The sequence below is a fragment of the Methylobacillus methanolivorans genome, assembly GCF_054588515.1.
In genome coordinates, this window is record NZ_BAAILT010000002.1 from 34,897 (window position 1) to 50,954 (window position 16,058).

The following is a 16,058-nucleotide window of genomic DNA, read 5'->3' on the forward strand; positions in this document are numbered from 1 at the left end:
ATCGGTTAGGCAGGGGATTTAAGAGAAAAATGGAAACAATCGTAACCGTCATTCATGTGATTGCAGCGCTGGGCGTAGTTGGTCTGGTCTTGTTGCAGCATGGTAAGGGTGCTGATATGGGCGCTGCATTTGGTAGTGGCGCTTCCGGCAGTCTGTTTGGTGTCAGTGGCTCATCCAACTTCATGAGTCGTGCAACGGCTATCTGTGTCGCTGTCTTTTTCGTGACCAGCATGAGCCTTGCCTATTTGACCAGTCATCGTTCTGACCAAGGCAGTGTGGTGCAGAAGTCTGTGGTAAAATCAGCGCCCGTTTCTGATGTGCCTAAGGCAGCTGAGCCTACATCGGCAAAGGATGTACCTCAGTAATTAATAGTTTTAGGGTCTTGGCCCATGCCGTCGTGGTGGAATTGGTAGACACGCTATCTTGAGGGGGTAGTGGCGAAAGCCGTGTGAGTTCGAGTCTCACCGTCGGCACCAAGAATTAAATCAAGCTGTATCAAATCGGCTTAGAAAAACCCGCATGTAACCTAGAGTTTGGCGGGTTTTTTTCATTTTTGCTTATCTTGTGTGAAGTTTTTGCACGTGGAGCTAGTTCTTGTTTCATTTAATTGACATGTGATATCCATAATGTATTCATTAATGCATTGACTTGCAGAATCTTCCAGAAATTCATACAGGCCTCTCGGGGCCTGTTTTTTTATTTCTGCACCTTGGGGGGGGGCTTCCTTGAAAATTGGTATTGCAACATTGTTAGAGTGCTCATTGGTGGTGTGTTGCATGATCGTGCTCAGTGACTTGGTTGTTGGGATTGGTGTCATTTTGAGTTTGGCTGAATTTTCCGTGAACTAATGTGTTTTTTGTTGGTATAACCTGTATCTTGTAAGGTTATTTTTGTAACAAAAAGTTAATTTTGTTTCATTTTAACCCTGTTTTTGCAAGGTTATTTTTTAGTAAAGTTGATATTAAACAGGAAGTAATGGCAAGCTCGGCCCCGGATAAGGCATTTCAGGCTGTTTGGTTGTAATTTGTATGTTACAATTCATTAACAAATGCGGGGTATGATGTTTTATCAATACTGCTGTCAGGGTAAACAAACCTGATTTTCTTTGGGCTGATTTGTATAGGGTTAGAACGTGCTGGAGAACTACTTCCCGATATTGCTGTTCATCATTGTGGGTCTTGGTGTCGGTGTCGCTCCTATTGTGCTTGGCAAGCTGGTTTCCCCCAATCGGCCTGATGCCGAAAAGAACTCCCCTTATGAGTGTGGTTTTGAGGCATTTGAAGATGCGCGCATGAAGTTCGATGTGCGTTACTACCTGGTAGCTATCCTGTTTATCCTGTTTGATCTCGAGATTGCCTTTCTTTTTCCGTGGGCTGTGGTGTTGCAAGAAATCGGCTTGTTCGGTTTTCTCGCAATGATGGTTTTCCTGGGGATACTGGTTGTTGGCTTCGTCTACGAGTGGATGAAGGGAGCCCTGGAATGGGAGTGAAGTGTGGTGTCGTATGAGTATTGAAGGCGTTCTTGAAAAAGGTTTTGTTACTACAACACTGGATACGGTCATCAACTATACCCGTACCGGTTCCTTGTGGCCGATGACGTTCGGGTTGGCCTGTTGCGCAGTTGAGATGATGCATGCTGGCGCGGCCCGCTATGATCTTGACCGTTTCGGTATCGTATTCCGTCCTAGTCCGCGCCAATCCGATGTCATGATCGTGGCGGGTACCCTGGTCAATAAGATGGCTCCGGCCTTGCGTAAGGTATATGACCAGATGGCTGAGCCGCGCTGGGTAATTTCCATGGGGTCTTGTGCCAATGGCGGTGGTTATTATCACTATTCATATGCCGTGGTGCGAGGTTGTGACCGTATCGTGCCTGTTGACGTCTATGTGCCAGGTTGCCCACCGACTGCCGAAGCATTGCTCTACGGCATTATCCAATTGCAGAACAAGATCAAGCGTACCAATACGATTGCCCGGTGAGAGCTGACAAATGACGCGTCTGGAACAATTAAAACAACATTTGCAGGAAGTCCTCGGCGAAAGCATGGTTCGTTTGGAGGAGCATGTCGGGGAGCTGACTATTGAGTGCAAGGCGCCATGTCTGCTTGAAGTTGCCAACCTCCTGCGTGACCACAAGTTGTTAAAGTTCGAGCAGTTGATTGATCTTTGCGGTGTGGATTATGCCGATTATGGTGAGGGTAGTTGGTCTGGCTTGCGCTATGCCACGGTCTATCATTTCTTGTCCGTGAGTTTGAATCAGCGATTACGTCTGCGTGTTTTTGCTTCGGATGACGATTTTCCAGTATTGCCTACTGTGGTTGATGTTTGGCCAGTGGCCAACTGGTTCGAGCGTGAGTCATTTGATTTGTTCGGGATCATGTATGAGGGGCACCCAGACTTACGTCGCCTGCTGACCGACTATGGTTTTGTCGGGCATCCGTTCCGCAAGGATTTCCCAATGATAGGCAACGTGGAAATGCGCTATGATCCTGAGCAGCAGCGCGTCGTTTATCAGCCTGTGAGCATTGATCCGCGTAATAACGTGCCCAGGGTGATTCGCGAAGAGGGCGTGCATCATGGCTGAAATCCGCAATTACACCATGAACTTCGGCCCGCAGCATCCTGCAGCACACGGCGTGTTGCGCCTGGTGCTGGAGCTGGATGGCGAGGTGATCCAGCGCGCCGATCCGCATATTGGCCTGCTGCATAGAGGCACGGAAAAACTCGCGGAAAACCGCACTTACCTGCAATCGGTGCCGTATATGGATCGCCTGGACTATGTGTCCATGATGGCGAACGAACATGCCTATGTCATGGCCATTGAGAAGCTGCTTGGTTTGGAAGTGCCCTTGCGGGCGCAATACATCCGCGTCATGTTCGACGAGATTACCCGCATCCTCAATCACTTGCTGTGGCTGGGAGCCCATGCGCTGGACGTGGGGGCGATGACGGTATTCCTATACGCTTTCCGCGAGCGCGAGGATTTGTTCGATTGTTATGAGGCCGTATCCGGCGCACGCATGCATGCGGCTTACTATCGTCCAGGTGGCGTTTATCGCGACCTGCCGGATCGCATGCCGCAGTATGAAGAATCTGCGGTACGCAGCAAGGAAGACGTCAAGCAGCTCAACGAGAACCGTCAGGGTTCAGTGCTGGATTTTATTGAGGACTTCACTAACCGCTTCCCGGCTTATGTCGATGAGTATGAAACACTGCTCACCGATAACCGTATCTGGAAGCAGCGTACCGTTGGCATCGGTGTGGTGTCGCCAGAGCGTGCATTGGCGCTGGGCCTCACTGGTCCTATGTTGCGTGGTAGCGGCTTTGCCTGGGATTTACGCAAGAAGCAGCCTTATGAGGTATACGATAGGCTGGATTTTGACATTCCGGTCGGGGTGAATGGTGATTGCTATGACCGTTATCTAGTGCGTATGGAAGAGTTCCGCCAATCTAATCGCATCGTCAAGCAATGTATAGACTGGCTGCGCAAGAACCCAGGGCCAGTCATTAGTGATAACACCAAGGTAGCGCCGCCACAGCGTGAGGAAATGAAGCACGATATGGAAGCGCTGATCCATCATTTCAAGTTGTTCACCGAGGGGTTCCACATCCCCGCTGGCGAGGCCTATGCTGCGGTCGAGCATCCTAAGGGAGAGTTTGGTATTTATCTGGTTTCGGATGGTGCAAACAAGCCATACCGCCTCAAGATTCGTGCACCTGGGTTTGCACATCTTGCTGCGCTGGATGAGATGACGCGTGGCCACATGATTGCCGACCTGGTGGCGATTATCGGCACTCAGGATATTGTATTCGGAGAAATTGACCGATGAGTTTGTCTGCTGAAGCTTTAGCCAAGATTGATCGTGAATTAACCAAGTATCCACCTGAGCATCGCCAGGCGGCGGTGATGTCTGCGCTGCGCATTGCGCAGACTGAAAAAGGCTGGCTCTCCAAGGAGACCATCAGCGAAGTGGCTGATTACTTGGGTATCCCCGCGATTGCTGCGCTGGAGGTGGCGACTTTCTACAACATGTATGAGTTGGAGCCTGTAGGCAAGTACAAGATTACGGTGTGCACCAATATTTCCTGCATGCTGCGCGACTCATCCGAAATTGTTGAGCATTTGCAGAAGCGGCTTGGTATTGGCTTTAACGAAACTACTGCCGATGAGCGCTTTACCCTGAAGGAGGGCGAGTGCATGGGATGTTGCGGTGGGGCGCCGTTATTTCATATTAACAATAGCGAAATGCACGAGTTTCTCACGCCGGAGAAAGTAGACCAGATACTGGAGGGTCTCGATAAATGAGCGCGACACAAACTCTGGTTTGCCTGCGTACTGTTGGGCAGGATAACCCTGCCTCGCTGGAGACCTATCTTAAGCTGGGTGGCTATGCGCAGCTTAAGCGATTGGTGACGGAGAAGGTCAAAGCCACCGAGGTGATTAGTCAGGTTAAGCTTTCTGGCTTGCGCGGACGTGGCGGGGCGGGCTTTCCCACTGGCCTCAAGTGGAGCTTCATGCCACGCTATTTTGATGGCACTAAGTATCTGGTGTGCAATACTGATGAAGGTGAGCCTGGTACCTTCAAGGACAGAGACATCATCCGCTACAACCCGCACCAGCTCATCGAAGGGATGGCGATTGCCGCTTATACCCTGGGCGCACGGGTGGGTTACAACTATATTCACGGTGAAATCTGGCAGGATTACGAGATATTCGAGAGGGCGCTTGATGAAGCACGTGCCGCTGGCTATCTCGGCGAACACCTGTTTGGCACCGATTTCAGTTTCGATCTTTATGCAGTGCATGGCTACGGTGCTTATATCTGTGGCGAGGAAACTGCATTGATTGAGTCGATAGAGGGCAAGAAAGGGCAGCCAAGATTCAAGCCCCCTTTTCCTGCCAGCTACGGCGTGTTTGGCAAGCCGACCAATGTGAACAATACGGAGTCATACACGTCGATACCATGGATCATGGAGCACGGCGGCCAGGCTTTTCAAGAGCTTGGTGTCGCTAACTCAGGGGGAACCAAAATCTTCTCGATCTCGGGTCATGTAGACAAGCCTGGGAACTATGAAGTGAATATGGGCATCCCTTTTGCTGAGTTGCTGGCACTGGCCGGAGGTGTATGGAAGGGGCGCCAGTTGAAAGCCGTCATCCCCGGAGGGCCGTCAACTGCCGTTTTACCAGCTTCAGCCATCATGGGAGCGACCATGGATTACGATGGTCTTTCCAAGGCGGGCTCTAGCCTGGGCGCCGGCTCCATGATAGTCATGGATGAAACCACCTGCATGGTGAAAACCCTCAAGCGTTTATCCTATTTCTTCTTTGAGGAATCGTGCGGTCAATGTACGCCCTGCCGTGAGGGGACTGGCTGGCTGTATCGCGTGATCAAGCGTATTGTCGACGGGCAAGGCAAGCTTGAAGATCTGGATTTGCTTACTGATGTCAGCAGCAATATCTCTGGGCGTACCATTTGTGCATTGGGCGATGCGGCTGCAACACCGGTGCTGAGCTTCATCAAGCATTTCCGCCCTGAATTTGAATACTACATCCGCCATGGAAGCAGCATGGTGGAAGATCGCCTGGCTGGAAAGCTCCAGGTACAGCAAGAGGTGGCCTATGCTTAATATCGAGATTGATGGCAAGCAGGTCGAGGTCGAACACGGTTCCACCATCATTGATGCGGCAGACCAGCTTGGTATTGCCATTCCACGTTTTTGCTATCACAAGAAGCTTTCCGTGGCGGCCAACTGCCGCATGTGTCTGGTGCAGGTGGAAAAATTTGCCAAGCCATTGCCGGCTTGTGCGACGCCAGTTGCCGATGGCATGAAGATATTCACGCGCTCCAAGGCTGCTGTTGAGGCGCAGCAGAGCGTGATGGAGTTTCTGCTGATTAATCACCCGCTGGATTGCCCGATCTGCGATCAGGGGGGTGAGTGTGACTTGCAGGATATTGCTGTTGCTTATGGGGCACCAGCCTCACGCTACACCGAAGAAAAACGCGTTGTCATCAACAAGAATATTGGCCCGCTGGTGTCGACTGATATGACGCGTTGCATCCAGTGTACGCGTTGTGTGCGCTTCCTCAAGGAAGTGGGCGGCATGATGGAGCTCGGGCTGATTAACCGCGGCGAGCATGCGGAAATTACGGCTTATGTCGATAAGAGTGTAGATTCGGAGCTTTCCGGCAACATCATTGATTTGTGCCCTGTGGGGGCATTGACCAGCAAGCCTTTCCGCTACACTGCGCGAAGCTGGGAGCTGACCCGACGCCCCTCTATTGCCCCGCATGACGGACTTGGTGCCCATATCGAAGTGCATATCAAGGATGGCAAGGTGCTACGCGTCTTGCCACGCGAAAAGGAAACCATCAATGAGTGCTGGCTTTCTGATCGAGATCGTTTCTCCTATGACGGCTTGAATAGTCCGGACCGGCTTAAGGTGCCCATGGTGAAGCATAATGGCGCCTGGCACGAGACCGACTGGAAAACTGCACTGGAGCTGGCTGCAGGCCAGATCAAGGACATCGTGAATAGCGAGGGTGGCGACGCGCTTGGCGTGCTGGTTTCCCCCAATAGCACCATGGAAGAGGCTTATCTTGCGACCAAGTTTGCGCATGGCTTGGGCTCGGATAATGTCGATTACCGTTTGCGCCATACCGACTTTCGCCATGACGGCAAGCGTCTGGGTGTGATCTGGATGGGCTGCAATATCCCTGATGTGCAAGAAATGGACCGCATCCTGGTGATCGGTGGCAACCTGCGCAATGAACATCCCTTGCTGGCTCAACGCATCCGCCGTGCGGTTGCCAATGGAGCCGAGCTTTCCGTGGTGAATCCGCTGGATGAAGACCCTTTGATTCCGATCAAACACAAGGCTATTTGCTCGCCGAATGACATGGTGAACGTGCTATCGCAGATCCTCAAGGCTGTGTCTGGCATGGAGCGGCTTTCGTTATGTCTGCCCAAATCGCTGAGTGAGTTGCTGGAAGGCGTTAAGGTGTGGGATAACAGCAAGGCCATTGCGCTTAGCCTGACGGGTCATGGTGAAACCATGGACTTGATTAGCCCTCGTTCTGCTGTATTCCTCGGCAATATTTCCCAGCATCACCCGCGCTATACCGAGATTTTCAGTTTGGCCGAGGCGATTTCCTCTCTTTGTGGCGCGACCTTCGGTGTATTGAGCGCTGGTGCCAATAGTGTAGGTGCGAATCTGGTTGGGGCGATGCCCAAGGCGGGTGGCTTGAATGCCCGTACCATGTTGGAGTCGCCACGTAAGGCGTATCTGCTGATGAATGTGGAGCCTGAGCTGGATTGTCATAATCCAAGTCTGGCAACCAACGCCATGCAGCAGGCTGAGTGCGTTGTAGCGCTGACGGCATACAAGTCAGAGGCATTGGAACGCGATGCCGATATCATGTTGCCGATCGCACCTTTCACTGAGACTTCGGGTACTTTCATGAGCATGGAAGGGCGTGTTCAGAGCTTTGCTGCTGTGACCAAGGCATTGGGCGAAGCGCGACCAGGCTGGAAGGTATTACGCGTACTAGGCAACCTAGCCGGTGTTAGCCATTTTGACTATGACAGTACCGAGCAGGTCAAGAATGAAATTTTTGGTGGCGAGAAACCATCAACCGTGGTTTGGCGCACATTGAACAATAACCTGCGTGAGCTGATCGATGTCGAGATCAAGGTCAAGCTGGATAGCGATTTACAGCGTGTGGGGGAAATTCCCCAATTTCAGTCCGATGCGATTGTTCGCCGATCAACACCATTACAGAAAACGCGGCAGGTTGTGAAAGCGGTACTGGCAGCCTTACATCCTGAACAGATGCAGAAGCTGGGCATCAAGGATGGTGAGCGTATCCTCGTCAAGCAGGGCGAAGGCAGCGCTGTGCTGGAGGCACATGCGGATACTCGTGTGCCCCATGGCTGTGTGCGCATCCCGGGTGCCTTGCCGCAAACCGCAGGATTAGGTGATTTGCTGGGCGAGATCACGATAGAGCGTATTCCTGCCGAGCAGCCTATGGATGAGGTGGTGGCATGATAGAGCAAGTGCAAACCTTGTTAGGCCCGCTGTGGACGGTAGTCTGGACGCTGCTTAAGATTATCGCGATCGTTCTGCCTTTGATGGGCGCCGTGGCTTACCTGACATTGGCTGAGCGCAAGGTGATCGGGTTTATGCAGGTGCGCTTGGGACCTAACCGTGTTGGTTATCGCGGACTGTTGCAGCCATTGGCCGACGGGCTCAAGCTGCTGATGAAGGAAATCATCATCCCAAGTGCGGCAAACCGTACCTTGTTCCTGCTAGGCCCGGTGCTAGCGATTGCGCCTGCGCTGGCGGCGTGGGCAGTGGTGCCGTTTGACCTGACGCTGGTGCTGGCAGATATTGATGCTGGCCTGCTTTATATTCTCGCGATGACTTCCGTTGCGGTGTATGGGGTGATTATCGCGGGCTGGGCCTCCAACTCCAAATATGCTTTCCTTGGATCGTTGCGTTCCGCTGCGCAGATAGTCTCTTATGAAATCGCCATGGGCTTTGCGCTGGTCGGAGTATTGATGTCTGCCAACAGCCTCAATTTAGGCAAGATCGTGCTTGCTCAGTCTGGCGGCTTCTGGCAATGGTACTGGTTACCGCTGTTTCCCTTGTTTATCGTGTATTTCATCAGCGCGGTGGCTGAGACTAACCGTGCGCCATTTGATGTAGCCGAAGGTGAGTCGGAAATCGTGGCAGGCTTCCATGTGGAGTATTCCGGCATGGCCTTTGCGGTGTTTTTCCTTGCCGAATACGCCAATATGATCTTGGTAGCCATGCTTGCTGCGTTGATGTTCCTTGGCGGCTGGCTATCTCCAGTGCCTTTCCTGCCAGACAGTATCTTGTGGCTGCTGTTGAAGGTTGCGGCCTTGCTGTTCTTCTTTCTCTGGTTTCGTGCCACCTTCCCGCGCTACCGTTATGACCAGATCATGCGCCTGGGTTGGAAGGTGTTCATTCCTGTCACGCTCGTCTGGATATTGTTCGTTGGGGCGATGATGCAGACTCCTTGGGCATATTTGTTCCATTGAGCAATAGGCTGCCTTGAAAAACGATTTTATTGAGAAATTAGATGATCACTAAGATAAAAGAGTTATTCGCAAGCTTTATGCTGCTTGAGCTGGTCAAGGGTATGGCCTTGACTGGGCGCTATTTCTTTGCCCGCAAGATCACAGTGCAGTTTCCTGAAGAGCGCACGCCGATCAGTCCTCGATTCCGTGGTTTGCATGCGCTACGTCGTTATCCTAATGGAGAGGAGCGTTGTATTGCCTGCAAATTGTGCGAAGCGGTATGCCCAGCGATGGCGATTACGATTGAGTCCGAGCAGCGCGAGGATAATACTCGCCGCACTACACGGTATGACATTGATCTGACCAAGTGCATTTTCTGCGGGTTTTGCGAAGAGTCCTGTCCGGTTGATTCGATTGTTGAGACACGGATTTTTGACTATCACGGTGAGCAGCGTGGAGATTTGTTGTACACCAAACCCATGCTGCTCGCGGTGGGCGATAAGCACGAAGATCAGATCGCCGCCGATCGTGCCGTGGATGCACGGTATCGCTAGACGTGAATCAATTATAAAAAGCTACGAGGAGGAATGATGGATATAGCGTAATTGACCGCGCTAGTATCCACATAGGAGATCACCATGATATTCCAGGATTATGTTTTTTATGCCCTAGCCGCCATCCTGTTGTTTGCAGGCCTGCGCGTCATCACGGCACGCAACCCGGTACATGCTGCGTTGTTCCTGGTATTGGCTTTTTTTACTGCCGCAGGGATCTGGTTGTTGCTGGAAGCCGAATTCCTCGCCATTGCCTTGGTGCTGGTGTATGTCGGGGCAGTGATGGTGCTGTTCCTGTTTGTCGTGATGATGCTGGACATCAATCTCGATAAACTGCGTGAGGGGTTCTGGAATGCCTTGCCCGTTGCCTTGCCGGTTGGTTTGTTGATGGCTGCCGAAATGGTGATGATCCTGGGTAGCAAGCATTTCAGCGCAGACATGTTGACTGCGCCGGCACCCAAGCCAGCGGGCTACAGCAATACTGCCGAGATTGGGCGGCAACTATATACCGATTACCTGTTGCCATTTGAATTGGCCTCGGTGGTGCTCCTGGTCGCGATTGTGGCGGCGATTGCACTGACATTGCGAGATCGCAAGGATTCAAAATTCATGGACCCAGCCGAGCAGGTCAAGGTTAAGCGCTCAGACCGTGTGCGCATTGTCAGCATGCCAGCAGAAAAGGAAGTGATCGTGGCTTCCGAACCTGCGATTGAACAGAAATGATGGGGATGAATCAATGAGTGTCGGACTTTCTCACTACCTGATTTTGGGATCGATATTATTTGCGATCAGCGTGATCGGCATCTTCCTCAACCGCAAGAACGTGATTGTATTGCTGATGGCCATCGAACTGATGCTGCTGGCCGTCAACATGAACTTCATCGCCTTCTCGCATTATCTGAATGATATTGCCGGACAAATTTTCGTATTCTTCATCCTGACTGTGGCTGCAGCCGAGTCTGCGATTGGCTTGGCGATTCTCGTCTTGCTGTTCCGCAATTTGCGCACCATCAATGTCGATGATATTGGCAGCCTGAAAGGATAACCATGCAATTGCGAGTGTTCAGCCGGCCTGTGTTGTTGATGTCTGGAGTATGGGCATGACGGTACAAAGCCTTTATATCTGGATTCCACTGCTGCCATTATTTGCTGCTGCCGTGGTCGGCCTGTTTGGCCGCCAGTTGCCCCGAGCTTCTGCACATTGGCTCACAATAGTCGGTGTCGCAGCATCATTTGCATTGTCTGTTTGCGTCTTTATGGATGCGTTGCACGGTAATGTTTTCAATGGTTCGGTATATACATGGCTGACCAGTGGCGGGCATGTTTTCGAAGTAGGTTTTCTGGTTGATCGCCTGACGGCCACCATGATGGTGGTGGTGACGTTTGTTTCGTTGATGGTGCATATCTACACGATTGGCTACATGGCGGAAGACCCCGGCTACAGCCGTTTCTTTAGTTATATCTCTTTATTCACCTTCTCAATGCTGATGTTGGTGATGAGCAATAACTTCATGCAGCTTTTCTTTGGCTGGGAAGCAGTGGGCCTGGTGTCCTATTTGTTGATTGGCTTCTGGTACAAACGGCCAACCGCTATTTATGCCAACCTCAAGGCTTTTCTGGTTAATCGGGTTGGAGACTTTGGTTTCCTGCTTGGGATTGGCATGGTGTTGTACTACCTGGGTAGCCTGGATTATGCCGCTGTGTTTTCGGTGGCACCGCAATTTTCCGATACCACGGTAGAGCTGATTCCAGGGCATGCTTGGTCATTGATGACGGTGATTTGCATTTTGCTGTTTATCGGGGCCATGGGTAAGTCAGCGCAAGTGCCTTTACATGTCTGGCTGCCAGATTCGATGGAAGGCCCAACGCCGATCTCTGCATTGATTCACGCTGCTACGATGGTGACGGCCGGTATCTTCATGGTGGCGCGTATGTCGCCCTTGTATGAGCTATCAACGACCGCTTTGTCTTTTGTGCTGGTGATTGGTGCAATCACGGCCTTGTTCATGGGCTTCCTCGGTATTATCCAGCATGATATTAAGCGCGTGGTAGCGTATTCCACTTTGTCGCAGCTTGGTTACATGACCGTGGCTTTGGGAGTTTCCGCTTATTCGGTGGCCATTTTCCACTTGATGACGCATGCATTCTTCAAGGCGCTGCTGTTTCTCGGTGCAGGCTCTGTCATCATGGGCATGCACCATGATCAGGACATGCGCAACATGGGTGGTTTGCGCAAATACATGCCGATCACCTGGATCACCTCGCTGATTGGGTCTTTGGCCTTGATCGGTACGCCATGGTTCAGCGGATTCTACTCCAAGGACTCCATCATTGAGGCAGTCGCGTTCTCACATATTCCCGGAAGTGGTTTTGCTTATTTTGCCGTGCTGGCAGGGGTGTTCGTCACGGCTTTCTATTCTTTCCGGATGTATTTCCTTGTATTTCACGGCAAGGAAAAGTGGATGCAGCATGATGGTCACCAAGCACATCATCAGGAGCATGACCAGCATCAGCATACACATGATGATGCGCATGCTGACGACCATGATGAACATCATCATGGCCTGGGCCCGAACGACAAGCCACATGAGTCACCCTGGGTAGTGACATTGCCTTTGATCTTGTTAGCAATTCCTTCAGTGCTGATCGGTTATGTCGCGATTGATGTGATGGTATTTGGCGATTACTTCAAGGACATTATCCATGTTGATCACCAGCAACACGGTGCCATGCACGAGCTGGCCCATCACTTCCATGGTGCAGGGGCAATGGCATTGCATGGTCTGACTTCGTTGCCATTTATTCTCGCGGCATCCGGCGTGGCATTGGCATGGTTCTTCTATATGAAGCGTCCGGATATTCCGGCCGCCATCAAGGCGAGATCAGGTTGCCTCTACCGTATTTTGGACAACAAGTATGGTTTTGACAGCTTCAATGAGAAGTTCTTTGCTGCTGGCTCACGCTTCTTGGGAGGAAAACTCTGGCAGATCGGTGATGTGAAGTTGATTGATGGTCTGCTGGTAAATGGCTCCGCTCGGCTGGTGGGCCGCATTGCAGGCCTGGTCAGACGATTGCAGACTGGCTTGGTGTACCACTACGCCTTTGCCATGATTATCGGCGTTTTCCTCCTGCTCACCGTCTTCATGAAAATATAACAAGCTATGAATGACTTACCATTTTTAAGCCTGTCTATCTGGGTGCCTATCCTGGCAGGCGTGATCGTACTGTTCACTGGCGGCGATAAGAATGCCAACGCTGCGCGTTGGCTTGCGCTGGTCGGCAGTATTGCCGGGTTTGCAGTGACTGTGCCGCTTTATCTGGGATTTGATACGCAATATGGCGGCTTTCAGTTCGTCGAGCGCTTGCAATGGATTCCTGCCTTCAATATCCACTATCACCTTGGTGTTGACGGGATTGCCGTGCCCTTGATCCTGCTGACCAGTTTTACGACGTTTATTGTCGTCATAGCGGGCTGGGAAGTGATTGAGAAGCGCGTTGCACAATACATGGCAGCTTTCCTCATCATGTCTGGCATCATGATCGGTGTGTTTTCGGCCCTGGATGCGATTCTCTACTATATTTTCTGGGAGGCCATGCTGATCCCCATGTTCTTGGTGATCGGGATTTGGGGTGGGCCTAACCGGGTCTATGCCACGATCAAGTTCTTCCTTTATACCCTGCTTGGCTCATTGCTGATGCTGGTGGCGTTTATCTATCTCTATCATCAGAGCGGCAGTTTTGATATTGCCGAGTATTACCGTATGCCCTTGGCCTTGGACGTGCAGATATGGATATTCATTGCTTTCTTCATGGCCTTTGCCGTCAAGATTCCGATGTGGCCTGTACATACCTGGTTGCCGGATGCACACGTTGAGGCACCGACAGGTGGTTCTGTCGTGCTGGCGGCGATTGCTCTCAAGCTGGGAGGGTATAGCTTCCTGCGCTTCGCCATGCCGATTGCCCCTGACGCTTCGCATTACTTGGCAGGCTTCATGATCACCCTGTCATTGATCGCTGTGGTGTATATCGCGCTGGTGGCGCTGGTGCAGAAGGATATGAAGAAGCTGATTGCTTATTCGTCTATCTCGCATATGGGCTTTGTCACCTTGGGCTTTTTCCTATTCAACCCGCTAGGCTTGGAAGGCGCGATCGTGCAAATGATTTCGCACGGGTTCATTTCTTCCGCCATGTTCCTCTCGGTTGGCGTTTTGTATGACCGCATGCACTCACGTCAGATCGCAGATTACGGTGGTGTAGTCAACACTATGCCGGTATTTACAGCCTTTGCGGTGTTGTTTGCCATGGCCAATGCTGGCTTGCCTGGTACATCAGGTTTTGTCGGTGAGTTCATGGTGATTCTTGGTACAGTGCAAGTCAATTTCTGGTATGCCTTCCTTGCAGCCACTACGCTGATATTTGGCGCGGCGTATACCTTGTGGATGATCAAGCGCGTTTATTACGGCGAGATTGCTAATCCGCAGGTGGCAGCCTTGAAAGACATCAATCGGCGAGAGTTTTTTATCCTGGGTCTGCTGGCTATCCTAGTCTTGGGTTTTGGTCTTTATCCCCAGCCCATTACCGAAGTGACCCATGCAACCGTAAACCAGTTGCTTGAGCATATGGCGCTGAGCAAGCTGCCGCCACTGTAATCGCGACGAGAATATACCGACATGAATGCCATATCCTTTGACCTGATGACAGCATTACCGGAAATCGTCGTGCTAACGATGGCGATGCTGATCCTGCTGCTAGACCTATTTCTCAAGCCATCTAGCCGCTTCTTGATCTATGTTCTGTCCCAGTTGACCTTGGTGGCTGCCGCCAGCATTACCCTGTTCACGCATTCCACGGTGATAGAGTATGCCTTCAATGGCATGTTTGTTGATGATGCCTTGGCGGATATCCTGAAGCTGGGTATCTATTTGGCAACGTCGGTGACTTTGATCTATACCCGTAGCTATATCACATTGCGTGGTATGTTCCGCGGTGAGTTCTATGCCTTGGTGCTGTTCTCTACACTTGGCATGATGATCATGGTCTCTGGGCAGCACTTCCTTACGCTGTATATCGGCCTTGAACTACTTTCGTTGTCTCTTTATGCCTTGGTCGCTCTGGATCGGGACAATGCTAGTTCGACCGAAGCGGCGATGAAGTATTTTGTGCTGGGTGCATTGGCTTCCGGCATGTTGCTGTACGGCATGTCCATGCTGTACGGTGTGACTGGTAGCCTGAATGTGTCAGAGGTCGCTGAGTCTTTGATGAATGGTGCGCCAGATCATGGCGTGCTGGTGCTTGGCTTGGTATTTATTGTCGCCGGGCTTGCTTTCAAGCTGGGTGCAGCGCCGTTCCAGATGTGGGTGCCCGATGTCTATCATGGTTCGCCCACTGCGGTGACGCTATTCATCGGCTCGGCTACCAAGATCGCTGCTTTTGCCATGGTCGTGCGCTTGCTGATCCAGGCGATGTTTGTACTTGCGGCAGATTGGCAGGGCATGCTTATCATCATGGCGGTGTTGTCGATGGTGATCGGCAATATTGCTGCGATTGCCCAGACCAATATCAAGCGTATGCTGGCCTACTCCACGATTTCCCATATTGGCTTCCTGTTGCTTGGTTTTCTCAGTGCCAGCCTCAATGGCTATGCCTCCGCGACTTTCTATATCCTGTCGTATGTGCTCATGACATTGGCAGGTTTTGGCATCATCCTGTTACTGAGTCGCCAGGGATTTGAAGCCGATAAGTTGGAAGACCTTAAAGGGTTAAACCAGCGTAACCCTTGGTATGCGTTCCTGGTGTTGCTGGTAATGTTTTCCATGGCAGGTATTCCCCCTACCTTGGGCTTCTACGCCAAGTTCACTGTGCTGCAGGCGGCTTTGCAGGCGGGCTTTACCGTGCTGGTGGTATTTGCCGTGATCATGGCGCTGATCGGTGCTTTCTATTACCTGCGTGTCGTGAAGTATGTGTATTTCGACGAGCCTGATGATCACAGTGCGATTGCGGCACCAATTGACATGAAGCTGGTCTTGAGTATTAATGCTATTGCTTTACTTGTACTCGGCATGTTGCCGCAGCGTCTGATGGATGTTTGCGCGTATGCCATTATCCATAGCATTCAATAATCAGGTCAGGGCAGTGGTTGCCCTGAGGTGTAGCTTACGTCATGACAATTACGATCTTGTTGCTGCTGGCATTGCTTGCAGCCAACCTGCCTTGGTTTTCCGAGCGCTTGTTTTATATCATCCCATTGAAAAGCCAGCCAAAAGCCATTGGCTGGAGCCTGCTGGAGTTGATAGTGCTTTATTTCGTCGTTGGCGCGATTGCCATGATGGTCGAGAAGGGCAGTGTTGGTCAGATTGCGCCACAGCGCTGGGAGTTTTATGCCATCACCTTCAGTTTGTTTGTGGTGTTTGCATTTCCTGGGTTTGTTTATCGATATTTCTGGCGCAAGGCATAAGCGCCAGTC

Annotated in this window: 17 protein-coding genes and 1 tRNA gene; 17 read left to right on the forward strand and 1 reads right to left on the reverse strand. The window is 51.5% G+C overall.

Annotated features, from left to right (window positions below):
* Window positions 1–29: 29 nt before the first annotated feature.
* Together secG and LG202_RS01455 are read left to right on the forward strand one after the other, a co-directional pair.
* A complete protein-coding gene (gene secG, locus LG202_RS01450) occupies window positions 30–365 on the forward strand; it encodes a preprotein translocase subunit SecG (RefSeq protein ID WP_230346656.1) in 336 nt (111 codons plus the stop codon).
* A 26-nt stretch (window positions 366–391) separates the two neighbouring features.
* Window positions 392–476, forward strand: a tRNA-Leu gene (locus tag LG202_RS01455).
* Window positions 477–547: 71 nt separating this feature from the next.
* Here the strand turns inward: LG202_RS01455 and LG202_RS01460 are convergent.
* Complete coding sequence (locus LG202_RS01460; RefSeq protein ID WP_459724227.1) at window positions 548–778, reverse strand: hypothetical protein; 231 nt, start codon at window positions 776–778, stop codon at window positions 548–550.
* Between the two features lie 354 nt (window positions 779–1,132).
* On the opposite strand from LG202_RS01460, the gene LG202_RS01465 reads away from it, so the two are divergent.
* The 15 genes from LG202_RS01465 (at window position 1,133) to LG202_RS01535 (ending at window position 16,049) form a co-directional block, all read left to right on the forward strand.
* The gene (locus tag LG202_RS01465) at window positions 1,133–1,489 is read left to right on the forward strand and encodes an NADH-quinone oxidoreductase subunit A (RefSeq protein ID WP_230346657.1); all 357 of its coding nucleotides are present in this window, start codon (window positions 1,133–1,135) and stop codon (window positions 1,487–1,489) included.
* A 13-nt stretch (window positions 1,490–1,502) separates the two neighbouring features.
* On the forward strand, window positions 1,503–1,979 hold the full coding sequence (locus tag LG202_RS01470) for a NuoB/complex I 20 kDa subunit family protein (RefSeq protein ID WP_011480281.1): 477 nt from the start codon (window positions 1,503–1,505) through the stop codon (window positions 1,977–1,979).
* A gap of 10 nt (window positions 1,980–1,989) precedes the next feature.
* The gene (locus LG202_RS01475; RefSeq protein ID WP_230346658.1) at window positions 1,990–2,583 is read left to right on the forward strand and encodes an NADH-quinone oxidoreductase subunit C; all 594 of its coding nucleotides are present in this window, start codon (window positions 1,990–1,992) and stop codon (window positions 2,581–2,583) included.
* Window positions 2,576–3,829 carry an NADH-quinone oxidoreductase subunit D gene (locus tag LG202_RS01480; RefSeq protein WP_230346659.1) on the forward strand — a complete coding sequence of 418 codons (1,254 nt, stop codon included), beginning with the start codon at window positions 2,576–2,578 and terminating at the stop codon, window positions 3,827–3,829. The genes LG202_RS01475 and LG202_RS01480 overlap by 8 nt, the downstream gene beginning before the upstream one ends.
* Window positions 3,826–4,305 carry an NADH-quinone oxidoreductase subunit NuoE gene (nuoE, locus tag LG202_RS01485; RefSeq protein ID WP_230346660.1) on the forward strand — a complete coding sequence of 160 codons (480 nt, stop codon included), beginning with the start codon at window positions 3,826–3,828 and terminating at the stop codon, window positions 4,303–4,305. The genes LG202_RS01480 and nuoE overlap by 4 nt, the downstream gene beginning before the upstream one ends.
* A complete protein-coding gene (nuoF, locus tag LG202_RS01490) occupies window positions 4,302–5,627 on the forward strand; it encodes an NADH-quinone oxidoreductase subunit NuoF (RefSeq protein ID WP_230346661.1) in 1,326 nt (441 codons plus the stop codon). The genes nuoE and nuoF overlap by 4 nt, the downstream gene beginning before the upstream one ends.
* On the forward strand, window positions 5,620–8,046 hold the full coding sequence (gene nuoG, locus LG202_RS01495) for an NADH-quinone oxidoreductase subunit NuoG (protein WP_230346662.1): 2,427 nt from the start codon (window positions 5,620–5,622) through the stop codon (window positions 8,044–8,046). Before nuoF ends, nuoG begins: the two co-directional genes overlap by 8 nt.
* Window positions 8,043–9,062, forward strand: a complete 1,020-nt coding sequence (gene nuoH, locus LG202_RS01500; RefSeq protein WP_230346663.1) for an NADH-quinone oxidoreductase subunit NuoH — start codon at window positions 8,043–8,045, stop codon at window positions 9,060–9,062. The genes nuoG and nuoH overlap by 4 nt, the downstream gene beginning before the upstream one ends.
* A gap of 41 nt (window positions 9,063–9,103) precedes the next feature.
* Window positions 9,104–9,595, forward strand: a complete 492-nt coding sequence (gene nuoI, locus LG202_RS01505; RefSeq protein ID WP_230346664.1) for an NADH-quinone oxidoreductase subunit NuoI — start codon at window positions 9,104–9,106, stop codon at window positions 9,593–9,595.
* A gap of 84 nt (window positions 9,596–9,679) precedes the next feature.
* Entirely contained in the window at window positions 9,680–10,318 is a 639-nt protein-coding gene (locus LG202_RS01510; RefSeq protein ID WP_230346665.1) for an NADH-quinone oxidoreductase subunit J, read from the forward strand.
* A 13-nt stretch (window positions 10,319–10,331) separates the two neighbouring features.
* On the forward strand, window positions 10,332–10,640 hold the full coding sequence (nuoK, locus tag LG202_RS01515; protein ID WP_011480272.1) for an NADH-quinone oxidoreductase subunit NuoK: 309 nt from the start codon (window positions 10,332–10,334) through the stop codon (window positions 10,638–10,640).
* A 55-nt stretch (window positions 10,641–10,695) separates the two neighbouring features.
* A complete protein-coding gene (gene nuoL / locus LG202_RS01520; protein WP_230346666.1) occupies window positions 10,696–12,750 on the forward strand; it encodes an NADH-quinone oxidoreductase subunit L in 2,055 nt (684 codons plus the stop codon).
* Window positions 12,751–12,756: 6 nt separating this feature from the next.
* Complete coding sequence (locus tag LG202_RS01525) at window positions 12,757–14,244, forward strand: NADH-quinone oxidoreductase subunit M (protein ID WP_230346667.1); 1,488 nt, start codon at window positions 12,757–12,759, stop codon at window positions 14,242–14,244.
* 21 nt (window positions 14,245–14,265) lie between these two features.
* A complete protein-coding gene (nuoN, locus tag LG202_RS01530; protein ID WP_230346668.1) occupies window positions 14,266–15,714 on the forward strand; it encodes an NADH-quinone oxidoreductase subunit NuoN in 1,449 nt (482 codons plus the stop codon).
* 41 nt (window positions 15,715–15,755) lie between these two features.
* Window positions 15,756–16,049 carry a DUF2818 family protein gene (locus LG202_RS01535; RefSeq protein ID WP_230346669.1) on the forward strand — a complete coding sequence of 98 codons (294 nt, stop codon included), beginning with the start codon at window positions 15,756–15,758 and terminating at the stop codon, window positions 16,047–16,049.
* Window positions 16,050–16,058 lie beyond the last annotated feature (9 nt).

Coding starts and splice junctions, on each gene's coding strand:
- nuoL (WP_230346666.1), top strand. CDS start 10,696: ATGACGGTACAAAGCCTTTATATCTGGATTCCACTGCTGCCATTATTT.
- LG202_RS01475 (WP_230346658.1), top strand. CDS start 1,990: ATGACGCGTCTGGAACAATTAAAACAACATTTGCAGGAAGTCCTCGGC.
- nuoF (WP_230346661.1), top strand. CDS start 4,302: ATGAGCGCGACACAAACTCTGGTTTGCCTGCGTACTGTTGGGCAGGAT.
- LG202_RS01460 (WP_459724227.1), bottom strand. CDS start 778: ATGCAACACACCACCAATGAGCACTCTAACAATGTTGCAATACCAATT.
- LG202_RS01470 (WP_011480281.1), top strand. CDS start 1,503: ATGAGTATTGAAGGCGTTCTTGAAAAAGGTTTTGTTACTACAACACTG.
- nuoH (WP_230346663.1), top strand. CDS start 8,043: ATGATAGAGCAAGTGCAAACCTTGTTAGGCCCGCTGTGGACGGTAGTC.
- secG (WP_230346656.1), top strand. CDS start 30: ATGGAAACAATCGTAACCGTCATTCATGTGATTGCAGCGCTGGGCGTA.
- LG202_RS01480 (WP_230346659.1), top strand. CDS start 2,576: ATGGCTGAAATCCGCAATTACACCATGAACTTCGGCCCGCAGCATCCT.
- nuoI (WP_230346664.1), top strand. CDS start 9,104: ATGATCACTAAGATAAAAGAGTTATTCGCAAGCTTTATGCTGCTTGAG.
- nuoN (WP_230346668.1), top strand. CDS start 14,266: ATGAATGCCATATCCTTTGACCTGATGACAGCATTACCGGAAATCGTC.
- LG202_RS01510 (WP_230346665.1), top strand. CDS start 9,680: ATGATATTCCAGGATTATGTTTTTTATGCCCTAGCCGCCATCCTGTTG.
- LG202_RS01525 (WP_230346667.1), top strand. CDS start 12,757: ATGAATGACTTACCATTTTTAAGCCTGTCTATCTGGGTGCCTATCCTG.
- nuoG (WP_230346662.1), top strand. CDS start 5,620: ATGCTTAATATCGAGATTGATGGCAAGCAGGTCGAGGTCGAACACGGT.
- nuoK (WP_011480272.1), top strand. CDS start 10,332: ATGAGTGTCGGACTTTCTCACTACCTGATTTTGGGATCGATATTATTT.
- LG202_RS01535 (WP_230346669.1), top strand. CDS start 15,756: ATGACAATTACGATCTTGTTGCTGCTGGCATTGCTTGCAGCCAACCTG.
- nuoE (WP_230346660.1), top strand. CDS start 3,826: ATGAGTTTGTCTGCTGAAGCTTTAGCCAAGATTGATCGTGAATTAACC.